Origin of the sequence: Pseudomonas sp. P9_35 (assembly GCF_034008205.1) — a bacterium.
GTDB lineage: Bacteria > Pseudomonadota > Gammaproteobacteria > Pseudomonadales > Pseudomonadaceae > Aquipseudomonas > Aquipseudomonas kilonensis.
Map to the genome: position 1 here is coordinate 6,039,935 of NZ_CP125373.1, position 17,987 is coordinate 6,057,921.

The window sequence follows — 17,987 nt, forward strand, 5'->3', positions numbered from 1 at the left end:
TTTGCACGCAGTTTTCCGTCATGTCCTTGCCCACGCTTCTGACCCAGCACATCGTTCGGCGACCACAACGCATCGCCCTGCTACAGCACATCGCCGAACAAGGCTCGATCACCCGCGCCGCCAAGAGCGCGGGCCTGAGCTACAAGGCGGCGTGGGATGCCATCGATGAGTTGAACAACCTGGCGGACCAACCGTTGGTGGAGCGCAGTGTTGGCGGCAAGGGCGGTGGCGGCGCCAAGTTGTCGGAGGAAGGCCAACGCGTGCTGCGTCTGTATCTGCGCCTGCAAGCACTGCAGACGCAACTGCTGGAAGCAAGCGAGGACGCCAGCGACCTGGGCCTGCTCAGTCGCCTGATGCTGCGCACCAGCGCCCGTAATCAATTGCATGGCAAGGTCCTGGGCATCGAGGCCCAGGGGCACAACGACCGGGTACGCCTGGAGCTGGCCCGGGGCCTGGTCATCGAAGCCCAGATCACCCACGACAGCACGCTGCGCCTGGAGCTGGATGTCGGCACCGACGTGGTGGCGCTGATCAAGGCTGGCTGGCTGGAATTGCACCCTGTCGAGCAAGCGGAAAAACCGGGTATCAATACGCTGCGCGGCATGATCGAACAGGTCGACGCCGCAAAAGACGGCCCCAGCGAAGTGCGCATCAGCCTGCCCAACGGTCAGACGCTGTGCGCCCTGGCCGACCCGCGTCAGTTGCTGAAGCAGAATCTGGAAGCCGGCTCCCCCGTACAAGTGACGTTTTCAGCGACAAATGTACTGCTCGGCACACCGCTGTAGCGTGCTGCAACAAAAGCTTCATCGACCCGCTTTAAGGTGACTGCCAAAACCAGCAGGGAGCCTGAGATGAGCCTATTAGAAGAAAACCAATCCACCGACCTGGAAAAGATCGTCGGCCTGAGCCGGCGCAGCTTCATCAGCGCCGGCGCCCTGTGCGGTGCGGCGATGTTCCTGGGCGGCAACCTGCTGAGCCGCAGCGTCCTGGCCGCCGCCGTGAGCGAAGGCAACAACCGCCTGCTGGGTTTCAACAGCATCGCCGCCGCCACGGCCGACACCATCACGTTGCCGCCAGGCTACAAATCCTCGGTGCTGATCAGTTGGGGCCAGCCGCTGCAGAAAAATGCACCGGCCTTCGACCCCAGTGGCAACGGCACCGCCCGCGCACAGGAAGTGCAGTTCGGCGACAACAACGACGGCATGAGCCTGTTCCCGTTCCCCGGCGACAACAACCGGGCGCTGATGGCGATCAACAACGAATACACCAACTACCGCTACCTCTTCCCCCACGGCGGCCAGCCGCAATCGGCCGAAGACGTGCACAAGGCCCAGGCCAGCGAAGGGGTGTCAGTGATCGAGGTCCAGCGTCGTCGCGGCCAGTGGCAGTTCGTCCAGGAATCGCGCTACAACCGCAGGATCCACGGCAACACGCCGATTCGCCTGCGCGGCCCGGCCGCCGGTCACGACCTGCTGAAAACCAGTGCCGACAAGAGCGGCAAGAAAGTATTGGGCACGTTCCAGAACTGCGCTAACGGCATGACGCCATGGGGCACGTACCTGACCTGCGAAGAAAACTTCACCGACTGCTTCGGCAGCAGCAAGTCCGACTTGCAGTTCGATGAAGCGCAAAAGCGCTATGGCGCCACCGTCACCAGCCGCGAGATCAACTGGCACCTGTACGATCCGCGCTTCGACCTGGCAAAGAACCCCAACGAGCTCAATCGCCACGGCTGGGTGGTGGAAATCGACCCGTTCGATCCGCAATCCACACCGGTGAAACGCACCGCCCTGGGCCGTTTCAAACACGAAAACGCCGCCCTGGCGCAGACCAATGACGGTCGCGCCGTGGTGTACATGGGCGATGATGAACGCGGTGAGTTCATCTACAAATTCGTCAGCCGCGAGCGCATCAACCCGCGCAATGCCCAGGCCAACCGCAACCTGCTGGACCATGGCACCTTGTACGTGGCGCGCTTCGATGCCGGCGACGGCAACCCGGACCACCCCAAAGGCAAGGGCCAGTGGATCGAGTTGACCCACGGCAAGAACGGCCTCGACGCCAGCAGCGGCTTTGCCGACCAGGCCGAAGTGCTGATCCATGCGCGCCTGGCCGCCAGTGCCGTGGGCGCCACCCGCATGGACCGCCCTGAGTGGATCGTGGTCAGCCCGAAAGACGGTCAGGTCTATTGCACCCTGACCAACAACTCCAAGCGTGGCGAAGACGGCCAACCGGTAGACGGGCCAAACCCTCGGGCCAAGAACGTCTACGGGCAGATCCTGCGCTGGCGCACCGACCGCGACGACCACGCGTCAAAGACCTTCGACTGGGACCTGTTCGTGGTCGCCGGCAACCCGACGGTACACGCCGGCACGCCGAAAGCCGGGTCGTCCAACATCACCCCACAGAACATGTTCAACAGCCCCGATGGCCTGGGCTTCGACAAGGCTGGCCGGTTGTGGATCCTCACCGACGGTGACTCCAGCAACGCTGGGGACTTCGCCGGCATGGGCAACAACCAGATGCTCTGCGCCGACCCCAACAGTGGCGAAATCCGCCGCTTCATGGTCGGGCCGGTGGGCTGCGAAGTGACCGGGATCAGTTTCGCGCCAGACCAGAAGGCCTTGTTCGTCGGGATCCAGCATCCAGGGGAAAACGGCGGCTCGACCTTCCCTGAACACTTGCCCAACGGCAAGCCACGGTCTTCGGTGATGGTGATTACCCGTGAGGATGGCGGGGTCATCGGCGCCTGATCGGGCCCCATCGCGAGCAAGCTCGCTCCCACAGTGGATCCGACTATCCGTGTGGGAGCGAGCTTGCTCGCGATAGCTTCAGCACAGCCACCACCTATCTGCCTCTGTCTGCGCTACCATGCTGGGCCGGACGCGGCAGCCCTGCCGCTGCGCAGGAGTCAGCATGTCCCATCCGTTTGAAACCCTCACGCCCGACCTGGTACTCGATGCCGTTGAAAGCATCGGTTTCCTCAGCGACGCCCGCGTGTTGGCCCTCAACAGCTATGAGAACCGCGTCTATCAGGTCGGCATCGAAGATTCCGAGCCGCTGATCGCCAAGTTCTATCGGCCCCAGCGCTGGACCAACGAAGCGATCCTGGAAGAGCACAGCTTTACCTTCGAACTGGCCGAATACGAAGTGCCCGTGGTCGCGCCGCTGATCCACAACGGCACCAGCCTGCACGAACACGCCGGGTTTCGTTTCACCCTGTTCCCTCGTCGCGGCGGCCGTGCACCGGAGCCGGGCAACCTCGATCAGCTCTATCGCCTGGGACAATTGCTCGGGCGCCTGCACGCAGTCGGGGCAACCCGTCCGTTCGAACATCGTGAAGCCCTGGGCGTGAAGAACTTCGGCCACGATTCACTGGCCACCGTGCTGGCAAGCGGCTTCGTCCCTCGTAGCCTGCTGCCGGCCTACGAGTCGGTCGCCCGGGACCTGCTCAAGCGCGTCGAAGAGGTCTACGCCGCCACGCCCCACCAGAACATCCGCATGCACGGCGATTGCCACCCGGGCAACATGATGTGCCGCGACGAGGTGTTCCACATCGTCGACCTGGACGACTGCCGCATGGGCCCAGCGGTGCAGGACTTGTGGATGATGCTCGCCGGCGATCGCCAGGAATGCCTGGGGCAATTGTCGGAACTGATGGACGGCTACCGTGAGTTCCACGACTTCGACCCGCGTGAACTGGCGCTGATCGAGCCACTGCGGGCACTGCGCCTGATGCACTACAGCGCCTGGCTGGCGCGGCGTTGGGACGACCCGGCGTTCCCGCGCAGCTTCCCGTGGTTCGGCAGCGAACGCTATTGGGGCGACCAGGTGCTGGCATTGCGCGAGCAATTGGCAGCGCTCAATGAAGAGCCGTTGAAGCTGTTCTGACCCTACTGCTGGTCCCCCTGTGGGAGCGAGCTTGCTCGCGATGGCGATCGAACATTCGACACCTCTGTCGACTGACACACCGCTATCGCGAGCAAGCTCGCTCCCACACAAGGTTTGCGGTGAAACCCTTACAAAGGTTCACAGCACAACCAGACAAATCTCCTTACAATCACTCCTTTGTTAGCTGCCTAAGCAAGGATTCTGCATGCAAGCCGCCAACCCGCGTCGCGGGTACATCCTGGGCCTGAGTGCCTACATCATCTGGGGTCTGTTCCCGATCTACTTCAAGGCCATCGCCAGCGTGCCGTCGGTGGAAATCATCATCCACCGGGTACTGTGGTCGGCCTTGTTCGGCGCGGCGTTGCTGATGGTCTGGAAACACCCGGGCTGGTGGCGCGAACTGCGGGACAACCCACAGCGCCTGGCGATCCTCGCCCTGAGCGGGACACTGATCGCAGCCAACTGGCTGACCTACGTCTGGGCGGTGAACAACGAACGCATGCTCGAAGCCAGCCTGGGTTACTACATCAACCCGCTCGTGAACGTATTGCTGGGCATGTTGATCCTCGGCGAGCGCCTGCGCCGCATGCAATGGCTGGCGGTGGGGTTGGCGGCGGTCGGTGTGGCGCAGCAGGTCTGGCAAGTGGGCAGCCTGCCGTGGGTGTCACTGGTGCTGGCGCTGACCTTCGGCTTCTACGGGTTGATCCGCAAGCAGGCACCGGTCAAGGCATTGCCGGGGCTGGTGGTGGAAACCTGGATGCTGGTGCCGATCGCCATCGCCTGGTTGCTGTTCAATCCCACGGCCACCAGTGCCCAGGCGGCATTCTGGACCACCTCCGAAGCCTGGTGGCTGGTGGCGGCCGGCCCCGTGACGCTGGTGCCATTGGTGTGTTTCAACGCCGCAACACGGCATTTGCCCTACACCACCATCGGTTTTCTCCAGTACATCGCGCCGACGCTGGTGCTGCTGCTCGCCGTGACGCTGTTCGGTGAGCACCTGTCGTCCAGCACACTGGTGGCGTTCCTGTTTATCTGGGCCGGGCTGGCGGTGTACAGCGTCGATGCCGTGATCAGCATGCGTCGGCGCAGCTGATCAAAAAACGCACAAACCTCTACAGGCCACGTCTGGCGTGGCCTGCGCTTATCCTTCCCAAGGTTATCCACAGCGTGATCCCCGCCGTTTGTGCACAAGCCCTTGAAAACTGGTGATTTTTTGATCATCGACCGCTAAGCTCCGGCGAGCCTGGGCTGGAGCCGGGTCTCTACAGGTTATCCACAGGCAGGCGCAGTTTTTCCTTGGATAACCTGCGTCACGCTTCGTCGCTGAGATTGAGTTCCACCATCAACTCATCGGCCAGGGTCTCCAGGCGTTCCTGCAACGTCTCCAGCGACAGGGTCAACGGCACTCCCAGGATCGCTTCGGCGTGGAACAGCAGCTCGCTGCTCATCGGCGCCGGCCGGACGTAGGTCACCAGACGCTCGACATTGACGCCCTGCTCGCTCAACAGCCGGGTGATATCCCGCACGATGCCGGGACGGTCGTTGCCCACCAACTCCATGGTGATGGGTTTCCAGGTGCAGGACTCCTCAAGGGCGCTTTCAGCGATCAACACGCGGATGTCGTGAGTCGATAGCCCCTGCAAGGCTTCGATCAGTTCCTCATGGACCTCGGCGGGGGCGCCGATTCGCAGGATCCCGGCAAACTGCCCAGCCAGGCGCGACATGCGGCTTTCCAGCCAGTTACCACCATGCTCGGCGATGCAATCGGCAATGCGCTCGACCTGCCCGGGCTTGTCCGGGGCGAAAACAGTGATGACGAGGTGGTCCATGGCGCAGTCCTCTTGTTGTGGAACGGACAGTATAGGCAGCTGATCTGCGAGCAGACTGTGGACCTGGGAATTTATACCTCACCCCTGTGGGAGCAAAGCTTGCTCGCGATGAAAACAACTCGATCCCTCTGAAGCCGAGGCGCCTGTATCGCGAGCAAGCTCTGCTCCCACAGGATGAAACCAGGCATATCGTGTACAAACCTTAAGATTTATCTGGAACAATCCATCTATTTTTTGAGAACATTCCGTGTCCCGACGTGACCGTAACACTTTAGTCGGTCGCGGAACGACGCAATTAGTCTAATTTTCACAACCGCAATTGATCATGTAGTATGCCGCAGCGAGCACTACATAACGTTGTACCGATGTCTGCTTAAGGCGCAGTCGCATCCCTGAAAAGCCCCGTCAGCAAGGCTTGCCACCCAGCCGCCAGCGATGGCATGTACTGGTTCCGGGGTTTGTGCTTTAAATGGCCCGAGGCTTCATTGTCAAAATCGAAGAGCTGAAAAGCGAAATAGCTGAGCAGAGTGAGGCAAGCAATGACTGAACACGTTCAAGTCGGTGGCCTGCAGGTCGCCAAAGTCCTGTTCGACTTCGTGAATAACGAAGCCATTCCCGGAACCGGCCTCACCGCCGACGCGTTCTGGGCCGGTGCCGACAAGGTCATCCACGACCTGGCGCCGAAGAACAAAGCCCTACTCGCCAAACGCGATGATTTCCAGGCGCGGATCGATGCCTGGCACCAGGCCCGTGCCGGCCAGGCCCACGACGCCGTGGCTTACAAAGCCTTCCTGCAAGACATTGGATACCTGCTGCCAGAAGCGGCGGATTTCCAGGCTACGACCCAAAACGTCGATGACGAAATCGCCCGCATGGCCGGCCCGCAGTTGGTGGTGCCGGTGATGAACGCCCGCTTCGCCCTCAACGCATCGAACGCCCGCTGGGGTTCGCTGTATGACGCGCTGTACGGCACCGATGCCATCAGCGAAGCCGATGGCGCGGAAAAAGGCAAAGGCTACAACAAGGTCCGCGGCGACAAGGTCATCGCCTTCGCCCGTGCCTTCCTCGACGAAGCCGCGCCCCTGGCGGCCGGCTCCCATGTCGACTCCACCGCTTACAAAATCGTCGACGGCAAACTGGTGGTCACCCTCAAGGGCGGCAGCAACAGCGGCCTGCGTGACGATGCCCAGTTGATCGGCTTCCAGGGCGATGCCTCGGCACCGACCACCGTGCTGTTGAAACACAACGGCCTGCACTTCGAAATCCAGATCGATGCCAGCACCCCGGTTGGCCAGACCGACGCCGCCGGCGTCAAAGACATCCTGATGGAAGCTGCGCTGACCACCATCATGGACTGCGAAGACTCGGTCGCCGCCGTCGATGCCGATGACAAAGTGGTGATCTACCGCAACTGGCTCGGCCTGATGAAAGGCGACCTGGCTGAAGAGGTCGCCAAAGGCGGCCAGACGTTCACCCGCACCATGAACCCCGACCGTGTCTACACCGCCGTCGACGGTTCGAGCGTGACCCTGCACGGCCGCTCGCTGTTGTTCGTGCGTAACGTCGGCCACCTGATGACCATCGACGCGATCCTGGACAAGCACGGCAACGAAGTGCCGGAAGGCATCCTCGACGGCCTGATCACCAGCCTGGCAGCGATCCACAGCCTCAACGGCAACACCAGCCGTCGCAACAGCCGCACCGGCTCGGTGTACATCGTCAAGCCGAAGATGCACGGCCCGGAAGAAGCCGCGTTCACCAACGAGCTGTTCGGTCGCGTCGAGGACGTGCTGAACCTGCCGCGCAACACCCTCAAGGTCGGGATCATGGACGAGGAGCGCCGTACCACGGTCAACCTCAAGGCCTGCATCAAGGCCGCCAGCGAGCGCGTGGTGTTCATCAACACCGGCTTCCTCGACCGTACCGGCGACGAAATCCACACCTCCATGGAAGCCGGCCCGATGGTGCGCAAGGCCGACATGAAAGCCGAGAAGTGGATCGGCGCGTATGAGAACTGGAACGTCGACATCGGTTTGAGCACCGGCCTGCAAGGCCGTGCGCAAATCGGCAAGGGCATGTGGGCGATGCCGGACCTGATGGCGGCGATGCTCGAACAGAAAATCGCTCATCCGCTGGCCGGCGCCAACACCGCATGGGTTCCCTCGCCGACCGCCGCGGCCCTGCACGCGCTGCATTACCACAAGGTCGACGTGTTCGCCCGCCAGGCCGAGCTGGCCAAGCGCGCGCGTGCATCGGTGGACGACATCCTGACCATCCCGCTGGCCGTCAACCCGAACTGGACACCGGAGCAGATCAAGAATGAACTGGACAACAATGCCCAGGGTATCCTTGGCTACGTGGTGCGCTGGATCGACCAGGGCGTGGGCTGCTCCAAGGTGCCGGACATCAACGACATCGGCCTGATGGAAGACCGTGCGACGCTGCGTATCTCCAGCCAGCACATCGCCAACTGGCTGCGCCATGGCATCGTCACCCAAGACCAGGTGATGGAAAGCCTCAAGCGCATGGCGCCGGTGGTCGACCGCCAGAACGCCAGCGACCCGCTGTACCGTCCGCTGGCACCAGACTTCGACCGCAACATCGCCTTCCAGGCGGCGGTCGAGTTGGTGATCGAAGGCACGAAGCAGCCTAACGGCTACACCGAGCCGGTGCTGCACCGTCGTCGTCGTGAGTTCAAGGCAGCCAATGGGTTGTGATTGAGCGGTAGGCGCGGCACAAAAAAAGCCCTGATCGAACGATCAGGGCTTTTTCATTGCAAAATCACCAAGCCCTGGCTGATGCTTGAGTCATTGCGGCAAGGGATTTATCTGTGGGAGCAAGGCTTGCCCGCGATGAAGACAGCGCGGTCCTTGGTGAACCGAGGCGCCTGCATCGCGGGCAAGCCTTGCTCCCACAGACGATCTTAAAGATCCATCCCCAACTCATGCTTGACCAACCCCAGCAGCTTGTCGGTATCGATCGGCTTGAGCAAAAAGTCCACCACGCTCAGGTGCATGGCTTCGATGGCGTCCTTCACGTCGGCATCGCCCGACACGATGATGATCGGCAGCGCCGCCCGCGGAGACTCGCGCACCAGGCGAATCAGTTCCAGGCCATCGACATTGCCCATCCGCAGGTCGGTGATCAACAGGCCAATCGATGGCTTGGTTTCCAGCATCTTGAGTGCCGTTTCACCACTGGCGGCGGTCATGCAGTGAATCCCGTCCAACGCCAGGATCTCCGACAGCAGCTCACGAGCGTCCTTGTCGTCATCGACGATCAAGACGCGCTGCGGCGGCAGGTCAGGTTCCAGCATGACGGCACTCAGCGCCTCGCGCTCGGCGTCACTCAAAATATCGTGGTCGGACATGGTGCTCTCTACGTTCTTTAAATCGATCCCCTGGCACAGTGGTCAGACATCGTTCTGCGGCGCTTCAATGTGCACTTCGTCGGATTTTTTTCCAAGAACATTTAATGAAGATTTTTCTGACACTTGGCGTAGGATTTTTCCGTAAGCCCACCCCTAGGCGGCGACCTAGACTTACGTCCAATGGGCACTCCGCGCTGAGGGGCCGACCATGGGAGAACAGATCGACCACAACAATTCAAAAAAGACTGCGTAATGGTTATGAAAAAAGCGGACGCCTTCACCCAGGCAGGGAAAACCGCGGTGTTGCAAAACATCCAGGGGACACTGCAGTTTCTCCAGCGCTTCCCACCGTTCAACCAGATGGAAAACGCCCACCTGGCCTATCTGGTGGAGCAATGCCTGCTGCGTTTTTATGCGCCGGGCGAAACCATCATCAAACCAGCCGACGGCCCGGTGGAGCACTTCTACGTCGTCAAGCAAGGCCGGGTGGTGGGCGAGCGTCCGCATACGGCCAAGGGTGGTACCGAGACCACCTTCGAAATCACCACCGGCGAATGTTTCCCCCTCGCCGCGCTGCTGGGCGAACGAGCCACGCGCACCGAGCACCGGGCCGGCGAAGACACGTTCTGCCTGCAGTTGAACAAACTGGCCTTCATCAAGCTGTTCGCCCTGTCCGGCCCGTTTCGCGACTTCGCCCTGCGTGGGGTCAGCAGCCTGCTCGACCAGGTCAACCAACAGGTCCAGCAAAAGTCGGCGCAAACCCTGGGCACCCAGTACTCCCTCAACACCCGGCTGGGCGAACTAGCGATGCGCCATCCAGTCAGTTGCAGCCCGGACACGCCGCTGCGCGAAGCCGTGAAGCTGATGCACGACCAGCAGGTCGGCAGCATCGTGGTGGTGAATGAACAGAAAGCCCCGGTGGGAATTTTCACCTTGCGCGACCTGCGGCAGGTAGTGGCCGATGGGTCCGGGGATTTTTCCCAAGCCATCGTAGGACACATGACTCAGGCACCGTTTTTCCTCTCGCCGGACCACAGCGCCTTCGACGCGGCCATCGCCATGACCGAACGGCACATCGCCCACGTCTGCCTGGTCAAGGACCAACGCCTGTGTGGCGTGGTGTCGGAGCGCGATCTGTTTTCCTTGCAGCGCGTCGACCTGGTGCACCTGGCCCGGACCATCCGCAACGCGCCCAGGGTGGAAAACCTCGTGGCCCTGCGCGGCGAGATCGGGCAACTGGTGGAGCGCATGCTGGCCCACGGCGCGTCGTCGACCCAGATCACCCACATCATCACCCTGCTCAACGATCACACCGTGTGCCGGGTCATCGAGCTGACCCTGATCGACAGAGGTGACCCAGGCGTGCCGTTCAGTTGGCTGTGCTTTGGCAGTGAAGGCCGGCGCGAACAAACCCTGCACACCGACCAGGACAACGGCATTTTGTTCGAGGCCCGGGACGCCGCCCATGCCGCGCAGATCCGCGGCCTGCTGCTACCCATCGCCCAGCAGATCAACCAGAGCCTGGCCTTGTGCGGCTTCACCTTGTGCAAGGGCAACATCATGGCCGGCAACCCCGAGCTGTGCCTGTCCCGCGCTGAATGGGCCCGGCGTTTTTCGGCTTTCATTCGCGAAGCAACCCCGGAAAACCTGCTGGGCTCGAGCATCTATTTCGACCTGCGGGTGGTCTGGGGCGATGAGCAAGGTTGCGAGCAGTTGCGCCGGCAGGTCCTCGATCAAGTGGCCGACAATCGTTTGTTCCAGCGCATGATGGCCGACAACGCGCTGCGTCATCGCCCGCCCGTGGGGCGTTTCAGGGATTTCGTACTGAGTCGCAAGAGCGGCGAAAAGGCCACCCTCGACCTGAAAGTGCAAGGCCTGACGCCCTTCGTCGACGGCGCTCGTCTGCTGGCGCTGGCCAACGGCATCGAAGCCAACAATACCCTGGAACGCTTGCGGCAATTGGTCGAAAAGCAAGTGATCGAACCGCTCGATGGCGCAGCCTACGAAGAGGCCTATCACTTCATCCAACAGACCCGCATGCAGCAACACCAATTGCAAACCCGCGAGAACCTGCCCTATTCCAACCGCGTCGACCCCGACAGCCTCAACCATCTGGACCGACGCATCCTGCGCGAATCCCTGCGCCAGGCCCAACGCCTGCAAAGCAGCCTGACCGTGAGGTATCAGCTGTGAGCATTTTTTCCTGGTTGCGCCCAGCCCAGCCAATGTTGTCCGAAGACATGCAAAGGCGCCTGGAACGCCTGCCGACGGCTTCGGCCTTGGGTGAAGGCGAGCTGCGGGAACAACGCTGGGTCGTGCTGGACCTGGAAACCACCGGGTTGAACCTGAACAAGGACCAGGTGCTGTCCATCGGCGCGGTGGTCATCGAAGACGGCGCCATCGACTTCAGCCAGCAGTTCGAACGCACCCTGCAATGCGATAAGCAGAAACTCGGGCCCAGTGTGCTGATCCATGGCCTGGCGCCCAGCGCCATTGCCGCCGGCAGCGACCCGGCCGAGGCGCTGCTGGCGTTCATGGAGTTCGTCGGCGACAGTCCGCTGCTGGCCTTTCATGCGCCGTTCGATTCCCACATGCTCGGGCGTGCGTTGAAAGACTACCTGGGTTATCGCCTGCAGCATTCATTTCTCGACGTGGCGGACCTGGCCCCGATGCTTTGCCCCCAGGCCAACCTGCGCAAGTCGGGCCTGGACGAGTGGATCGACTGGTTCAAGCTGCAAGTCTTCGACCGCCACAACGCCAGTGCCGATGCCCTGGCCACGGCAGAACTGGCGCTGATCCTGTTCAGCCGCGCCCGCCAGCAACAGATCCTGAGCCCGCTTGACCTGCAACAACGCCTGAGCCAGTGGAAACGGCGACAGCAGGCGCCTTCGCTCTAAATCCTCTGCTCCGAGGGTGGTTTACCTGTGGGAGCAAGGCTTGCCCGCGATGGCATCGCCTGGTTTGACAGCCAAACCGAGTCGCCTGCATCGCGGGCAAGCCTTGCTCCCACAGATTCATTAGACCCACAGATCGGGTCCCGACCAGCGCCAATTGCTTTCCCGCCTCCGCCTCTGCCACAATCGCGAACAATTCTCGTTACTTAAAACGTCGGTGATGCTTGGTGTCGTCAGTCCCCAGTCCTCATAGTGATTTGGTTGGTGCGTTGTACCGCGACCATCGCGCTTGGCTATTGGCCTGGCTGCGACGCAACGTGGCGTGTGCGCACCGGGCCGAGGACCTGAGCCAGGACACTTTCGTGCGCTTGCTGGGTCGCGAGGAGCTGAAGGCGCCCCGCGAGCCACGGGCGTTTCTGGTGGCCATCGCCAAGGGCCTGCTGTTCGATTATTTCCGTCGAGCGGCATTGGAGCAGGCCTACCTCACCGAACTGATGCTGATCCCCGAGGCCGAGCAGCCCTCGGTGGAAGAACAGCAAATCATCCTCGAAGACCTCAAGGCCATCGATCGCCTGCTCGGCAAACTGTCGAGCAAGGCCCGCGCAGCCTTCCTCTATAACCGCCTCGACGGCCTCGGCCACGCCGAAATTGCCGAGCGCCTGGGGGTTTCGGTGCCACGCGTACGGCAGTACCTGGCCCAAGGCATCCGACAGTGCTACATCGCACTTTATGGTGAGCCGACATGAGCCTGGCCCATGCCAAACCGGTCTCGGCCAGCGTGCTGGATGCTGCCATTGCCTGGCAGTTGTCCCTGGACTCGAGCAGTGCCCAGGAGCGTGAAGCCTTCGCCCAATGACATGCCGCCGACGAAGAACACGCCCGGGCCTGGCGGCAGCTGGGCATGCTTGACCAGCGCTTCAGTGTGGCCAACGGACCGGCGCGCGCCGCGTTGCTGCAATCGCGGGTGAGCATTCGCCGCCGGCTACGCAAGGTCAGCAGCGGCCTGGCCAGCGTTATCGCGGTCATCGGCCTGGCGCTGTTTGCCGGCGATCGTTACCTGCCGCTGGATTACTGGCTGGCCGATCAGCGCACCGCGACAGGCGAACAGCGCACCCTGCGCTTGGCCGACGGCACGCTGATCAACCTCAACACCCACAGTGCCCTGGACGTGCGTTTCGATGACAAGCAGCGCCGCATCGTCCTGCAGGAAGGCGAGATCCTGGTGGAAACCGGTCACGACGACCCGCGCCCGTTCATCGTCGAGACCCGTGAAGGCAGCCTGCGCGCCTTGGGCACACGGTTCCTGGTCAAGCGTGAAGACGAAGGCACGCGCCTGAGCGTGTTGAAATCCGCTGTGGCCGCGCATCCGCAGGCCACGGACAAGGAACAGATCCTGCGCGAAGGCCAACAAGTGCTGATGCGCCGCGACGGACTCGGGCCGACCATTGCCCTGAACCCCGGCGCCGATGCCTGGACCCGCGGCATGCTGGTGGTGGACAACGCGCGCCTTGAAGACCTGGTCCACGAACTGGGGCGTTACCGGCATGGCTACTTGGGGGTTGTGCCACAAGTGGCAGACCTGCGCATCACCGGCAGTTTCCCGCTGCACGACACCGACCTGGCCTTGACCGCCCTGCTGCCGACCTTGCCGGTGCAGGTCGAGCATCACACGCGGTGGTGGGTGGTGGTGGGGCCACGGGCTGAAGCCAAGCCCTGACGACGTTGTGTCAGTGATGGACTCATCGCGAGCAAGCTCGCTCCCACATTGATCGGGTGGGCCACGAGTCATCCTGTGGGAGCGAGCTTGCTCGCGATGAGGCCACTCGCCCCACCACAAATCCACCACCAGCAAAACGAATCTAAATTATTTTCATCCACCCCTATCACTTTCCAATTTTCATCCGGCACCCAGGCAATTGAGAAATATTTCCATTCAGGAGCCGCCGTATGTCCCGCCCGCTAGACACCCTGTTGCGCCCCAGCCTGTTGGCAATCGCCATTGCCTTCGCCACTCCCTTCGCCAGCGGCCCGCTACTGGCCGCCGAACAGGCCTCGAGCGTGCGCACCTACAACCTGCCTGCCGCACCACTGGCCAGCACCCTGAACCAGATCGCCAGCCAGGCCGGTCTCGCCCTGAGCCTGAATCCGTCCCTGGCCTCGGGCAAGACCTCGGCCCCGGTCCAGGGCCAGTTCGACGCCACGGGCGCATTGCGCGAGGCCTTGCGCGGTACTGGTCTGCAACTGGAGCAAAGCGGCGCCGGCACCTACAGCCTGGTGGCGGTGCCTGAAGGCGTCATGGCCTTGCCGGAAACCAGCGTGATCGGTGCAGGCCTCAGCGAAACCGCGTGGGGCCCGACCGAGGGCTACGTCGCCACCCGCACCGCCGCCGGGACCAAGACGGATACGCCGATTGTCGAACTGCCGCGTTCAGTCTCGGTGGTCACGCGCCAGCAGATGGAAGACCGTTCGGTCCTCAACCTCAATGACGCCCTGCGCTACACCGCCGGTGTGCAGAGCAGCGGCTACGGCTCGGATTCGCGCAACGACTGGCTGTTGGTCCGTGGCTTCATACCGACCCAATTCCTCGATGGCCTGCCGCTGCCCAAGGGCAACTACATCACCCCGAAAATCGAGCCCTGGAACCTTGAGCGCATCGCCGTGCTGCGTGGCCCGGCCTCTTCGGTCTACGGCCAGACGCCCCCGGGCGGCATGCTGGACATGGTCAGCCGTCGGCCACAGGTCGAAAGCAGCAATGAAGTCGAGTTGCAGGCCGGCAGCTACGAACACAAACAGATCAATTTCGACAGCACCGGCAAGGTCGATGACGAAGGCCAGTTCCTCTATCGGCTCAGCGGCACCGTGCGCGACAGCAATTCCCAGGTCGATCACATCCCGGACAAGCGCTACAACCTCGCGCCAAGCCTGACCTGGAACATCAACGACGACACCCGCCTGACCTTCCTGTCCCAGTACACCCGTGACGACACCGGCATCACCGGGCAGTTCTTGCCGTTGCAGGGCACCAAGCTCTCCTCGCCAGCGGGCAAGATTTCCCACCACAAGAACCTCGGCGACCCGGACTGGGAATTCTACGACCGTACCTACTACGCCCTCGGCTATGCGTTTGAACATCGCCTCAACGACACCTGGCAGTTCCGCCAGAACCTGCGCTACACCAAGAGCGACCTGGAAACCCAAGGCATTTCCGCTGGCGGGCAATTCTGGCCGGCGGGGCCTGAGGAAGCGGTGAGCGCCGATGGCACCGTCAAGCGCAGTGCCAGCGTCATTGACGAAGACATCAGCCAGTTCGCCGTGGACAACAATTTCCAGGCCGATTTCCAGACCGGTACCCTCAGCCACACCCTGCTGCTGGGCCTGGACCACCAGCGCTCCAACAGCAATTCGCGCTGGCTGTGGGGCTCGACCGGCGTGCCGACCAGCAACATCCACAACCCGATCTACGGACAGGATTTCTCCAACGTCCAGTACTTCACCATGTACGACTACAACCAGAAAACCAACCAGACCGGCCTGTACGTCCAGGACCAGATCGCCCTGGATAACTGGCGCCTGACCCTCGGTGGTCGTGAAGACTGGATTCATACCGGCACCGAGTTCCACAACCAGAACAATGTCACCAACACCCAGCGCGACAAGAAATTCAGCGGCAACGCGGCGTTGAGCTACGTCTTCGACAACGGTGTGACGCCCTACATTTCCTTCGCCCAGTCGTTCCAGGCAGCAGCGGGTTCAACCGTCAACAGCACCGAAGCGTTCAAACCCACCGAAGGCGAACAATACGAAGCGGGTATCAAGTACCAGCCACCCGGCACCAAGACCCTGCTGACCGCTGCGGTGTTCGACCTGACCCAGAAAAACAACTCCGTCACCGAAAACAACGTCACCCGCCAGGTGGGCGAAGTCCAGGTACGTGGCCTGGAACTGGAAGCCTCGGGCGACGTGACCGACAACCTCAAGCTCATCGGTTCCTACACCTACAACGACAGCGAAATCACCAAGGGCACGGCGGCGGAAAAAGGCAAGCGCATGGCCCAGGTCCCGCGCAACCAGGCCACCGCCTGGGCGGACTACACCTGGCATAACGGCCCGCTGGATGGCTTTGGTGTCGGCGCCGGTGTGCGTTATGTCGGCGACACCTACGGCAACACCACCAACACCGACTGGGGTCATGTCGGGTCCTACACCGTGTACGACGCCTCGGCCCATTACGACCTGGGCCGTCTGAACAAGACCCTCAAGGGGGTCACGGTGGCGGTGGACGCGAAGAACCTCTTCAACAAGGACTATCTGTCCACTTGCGACGGCTTCTACTGCTACTACGGCGACCAACGCAACGTCGTCGCCAGCGTGAATTACAAATGGTAAACGGTTGGCATTTGCATAAACCTTTTGAGGGCGCTCAGTTGGCAAAGCTGTTCATGTAAGGAAAACCGTGGCGAGGGAGCTTGCTCCCGCTGGGCTGCGTAGCAGCCCCAAAAGCTTGGGATCGCTGCGCAATCCAGCGGGAGCAAGCTCCCTCGCCACAATGGCTGTCCCCAATGAACAGCGATATAGCCCCAGTGGCCCTCTTGCATCCGGATCGCTCATGAAAAGCAAAACCATCCGCCGCTGGTCCTTCGTCCACACCTGGACCAGCCTGATCTGCACGGTGTTCCTGCTGATGCTGGCGATCACCGGGCTGCCGTTGATCTTCCACCATGAAATCGAACACCTGCTGGGCGATGCCCCGCAGCTTCGGGAAATGCCCGCCGAGACGCCGCCGCTGGACCTGCAGCAACTGGTGGAAAAAGCCAAGGCCCATCGCCCGGGTGAAGTGGTCCAGTATTTTGGCTGGGACGATGACGATCCCAACGGCGTCATCACCATCATGGCGCCGACACCGGGCACCGAACCCAATTCCTCCCACACCTTCATGCTCGATGGGCGTACCGGCGAGGCCCTGGAAATGCCCTCGGCCAATGGCGGTTTCATGATGGTGATGCTGCGCCTGCACGTGGACCTGTTCGCCGGGCTGCCGGGCAAGTTGCTGCTGGCATTCATGGGGCTGCTGTTCGTGATTGCCATCGTCTCCGGGGTGGTCCTGTACCTGCCGTTCATGCGCCGCTTGAAGTTCGCCACGGTGCGCCAGGACAAATCCACGCGCCTGCGCTGGCTCGACCTGCACAACCTGATCGGCGTGGTCACACTGGTCTGGGCGCTGACCGTGGGCGTCACTGGCGTGATCGCCGCGTGCGCCGACCTGATCATCGCCGCGTGGCGCAACGACAGCCTCAGCGCCATGGTCGAACCCTACCGCGACGCCCCGCCGCTGACCCAACTGGCGCCGGCCACCCGGCTGCTGGACATCGCCAAGGACGTCGCGCCGGGCATGGAGCCGAGTTTCATCGCCTTCCCCGGCACGCTGTTCTCCAGCGAGCACCACTACAGCGTCTTCATGAAGGGTGACACCCACCTGACCTCGCACCTGCTCACGCCGGTGCTGATCGATGCCACTACCCTGGACGTCACCGCCGTCGCCGAACGGCCGTGGTACATGGACGTCATGAGCCTGTCCCTGCCGCTGCACTTCGGCGACTACGGTGGCCGGCCGATGCAGATCTTCTGGGCGACTCTCGATGTACTGACCATCATCGTCCTCGGCAGCGGCGTTTACCTGTGGCTGGTGCGACGCAAAGCGGCCAAGCGTGCGACCGTTGGTGCGCAGGTCCTCTCGTGAGGCCTCGGCAATCGAGTTTCTGGAAGGTGTTTGGTATTCCCGTGGTGATCGGCGTTCTTTGCGCCGCCGGGCTCTTCAGTGCATTGCTGGGTGACGGTGTGTGGGACGCCGTCAGTTGGCTGGGGTTGGGCATCCCCTCCGTGTTGGCGGTGTGGGGACTGATCCCTCGCCGCTGAGTCATCCGGGCGCGCATTTGCCAAAGTGAGCGCCCGCCCTCCTCGTCATACGACAACTGCAGACACGCCGGTTGTTTCAGACCGCCCAGC

13 protein-coding genes and 1 pseudogene are annotated in these 17,987 nt (G+C 62.2%); 12 read left to right on the forward strand and 2 right to left on the reverse strand.

Features of this window, described 5'->3' with window-relative positions; all coding sequences use genetic code 11:
• The first annotated feature begins 20 nt into the window (after positions 1-20).
• From QMK47_RS26945 to rarD, 4 genes are all read left to right on the forward strand, one after another.
• Positions 21-785, forward strand: a complete 765-nt coding sequence (locus tag QMK47_RS26945) for a TOBE domain-containing protein (protein ID WP_320389547.1) — start codon at positions 21-23, stop codon at positions 783-785.
• A 66-nt stretch (positions 786-851) separates the two neighbouring features.
• Entirely contained in the window at positions 852-2,753 is a 1,902-nt protein-coding gene (locus QMK47_RS26950; protein ID WP_214509882.1) for a PhoX family protein, read from the forward strand.
• A 163-nt stretch (positions 2,754-2,916) separates the two neighbouring features.
• Complete coding sequence (locus QMK47_RS26955; RefSeq protein ID WP_003206247.1) at positions 2,917-3,891, forward strand: serine/threonine protein kinase; 975 nt, start codon at positions 2,917-2,919, stop codon at positions 3,889-3,891.
• Positions 3,892-4,096: 205 nt separating this feature from the next.
• Positions 4,097-4,984 (forward strand): EamA family transporter RarD, encoded by an 888-nt coding sequence (gene rarD, locus QMK47_RS26960; protein ID WP_253470010.1) that lies wholly within the window; start codon positions 4,097-4,099, stop codon positions 4,982-4,984.
• Positions 4,985-5,201: 217 nt separating this feature from the next.
• On the opposite strand, the gene QMK47_RS26965 is transcribed toward rarD, so the two are convergent.
• On the reverse strand, positions 5,202-5,720 hold the full coding sequence (locus QMK47_RS26965; protein WP_253470013.1) for a glycine cleavage system protein R: 519 nt from the start codon (positions 5,718-5,720) through the stop codon (positions 5,202-5,204).
• 539 nt (positions 5,721-6,259) lie between these two features.
• Between QMK47_RS26965 and QMK47_RS26970 the strand changes: the two genes are divergently transcribed.
• A complete protein-coding gene (locus QMK47_RS26970; RefSeq protein WP_077507263.1) occupies positions 6,260-8,437 on the forward strand; it encodes a malate synthase G in 2,178 nt (725 codons plus the stop codon).
• Between the two features lie 206 nt (positions 8,438-8,643).
• On the opposite strand, the gene QMK47_RS26975 is transcribed toward QMK47_RS26970, so the two are convergent.
• Positions 8,644-9,090, reverse strand: a complete 447-nt coding sequence (locus QMK47_RS26975; RefSeq protein WP_003206256.1) for a response regulator — start codon at positions 9,088-9,090, stop codon at positions 8,644-8,646.
• A gap of 258 nt (positions 9,091-9,348) precedes the next feature.
• Here QMK47_RS26975 and QMK47_RS26980 point away from each other — a divergent pair, with 258 nt between their 5' ends.
• From QMK47_RS26980 to QMK47_RS27010, 7 genes and pseudogenes are all read left to right on the forward strand, one after another.
• Positions 9,349-11,283: a putative nucleotidyltransferase substrate binding domain-containing protein gene (locus QMK47_RS26980; RefSeq protein ID WP_320390556.1), complete on the forward strand. Its 1,935-nt coding sequence runs from the start codon at positions 9,349-9,351 to the stop codon at positions 11,281-11,283.
• Complete coding sequence (locus tag QMK47_RS26985) at positions 11,280-11,987, forward strand: PolC-type DNA polymerase III (protein ID WP_253470018.1); 708 nt, start codon at positions 11,280-11,282, stop codon at positions 11,985-11,987. The genes QMK47_RS26980 and QMK47_RS26985 overlap by 4 nt, the downstream gene beginning before the upstream one ends.
• Before the next feature lie 224 nt (positions 11,988-12,211).
• Positions 12,212-12,730, forward strand: a complete 519-nt coding sequence (locus tag QMK47_RS26990) for an RNA polymerase sigma factor (RefSeq protein ID WP_053126008.1) — start codon at positions 12,212-12,214, stop codon at positions 12,728-12,730.
• A pseudogene (locus tag QMK47_RS26995) lies at positions 12,727-13,701 on the forward strand (FecR domain-containing protein). The gene QMK47_RS26990 and the pseudogene QMK47_RS26995 overlap by 4 nt, the downstream one beginning before the upstream one ends.
• A gap of 230 nt (positions 13,702-13,931) precedes the next feature.
• Positions 13,932-16,370 carry a TonB-dependent siderophore receptor gene (locus QMK47_RS27000; protein ID WP_253470021.1) on the forward strand — a complete coding sequence of 813 codons (2,439 nt, stop codon included), beginning with the start codon at positions 13,932-13,934 and terminating at the stop codon, positions 16,368-16,370.
• Between the two features lie 220 nt (positions 16,371-16,590).
• Positions 16,591-17,721, forward strand: coding sequence for a PepSY-associated TM helix domain-containing protein (locus QMK47_RS27005; RefSeq protein WP_320389548.1), 1,131 nt, complete (start codon positions 16,591-16,593; stop codon positions 17,719-17,721).
• Positions 17,718-17,897 (forward strand): hypothetical protein, encoded by a 180-nt coding sequence (locus QMK47_RS27010; RefSeq protein ID WP_253470025.1) that lies wholly within the window; start codon positions 17,718-17,720, stop codon positions 17,895-17,897. The genes QMK47_RS27005 and QMK47_RS27010 overlap by 4 nt, the downstream gene beginning before the upstream one ends.
• Positions 17,898-17,987 lie beyond the last annotated feature (90 nt).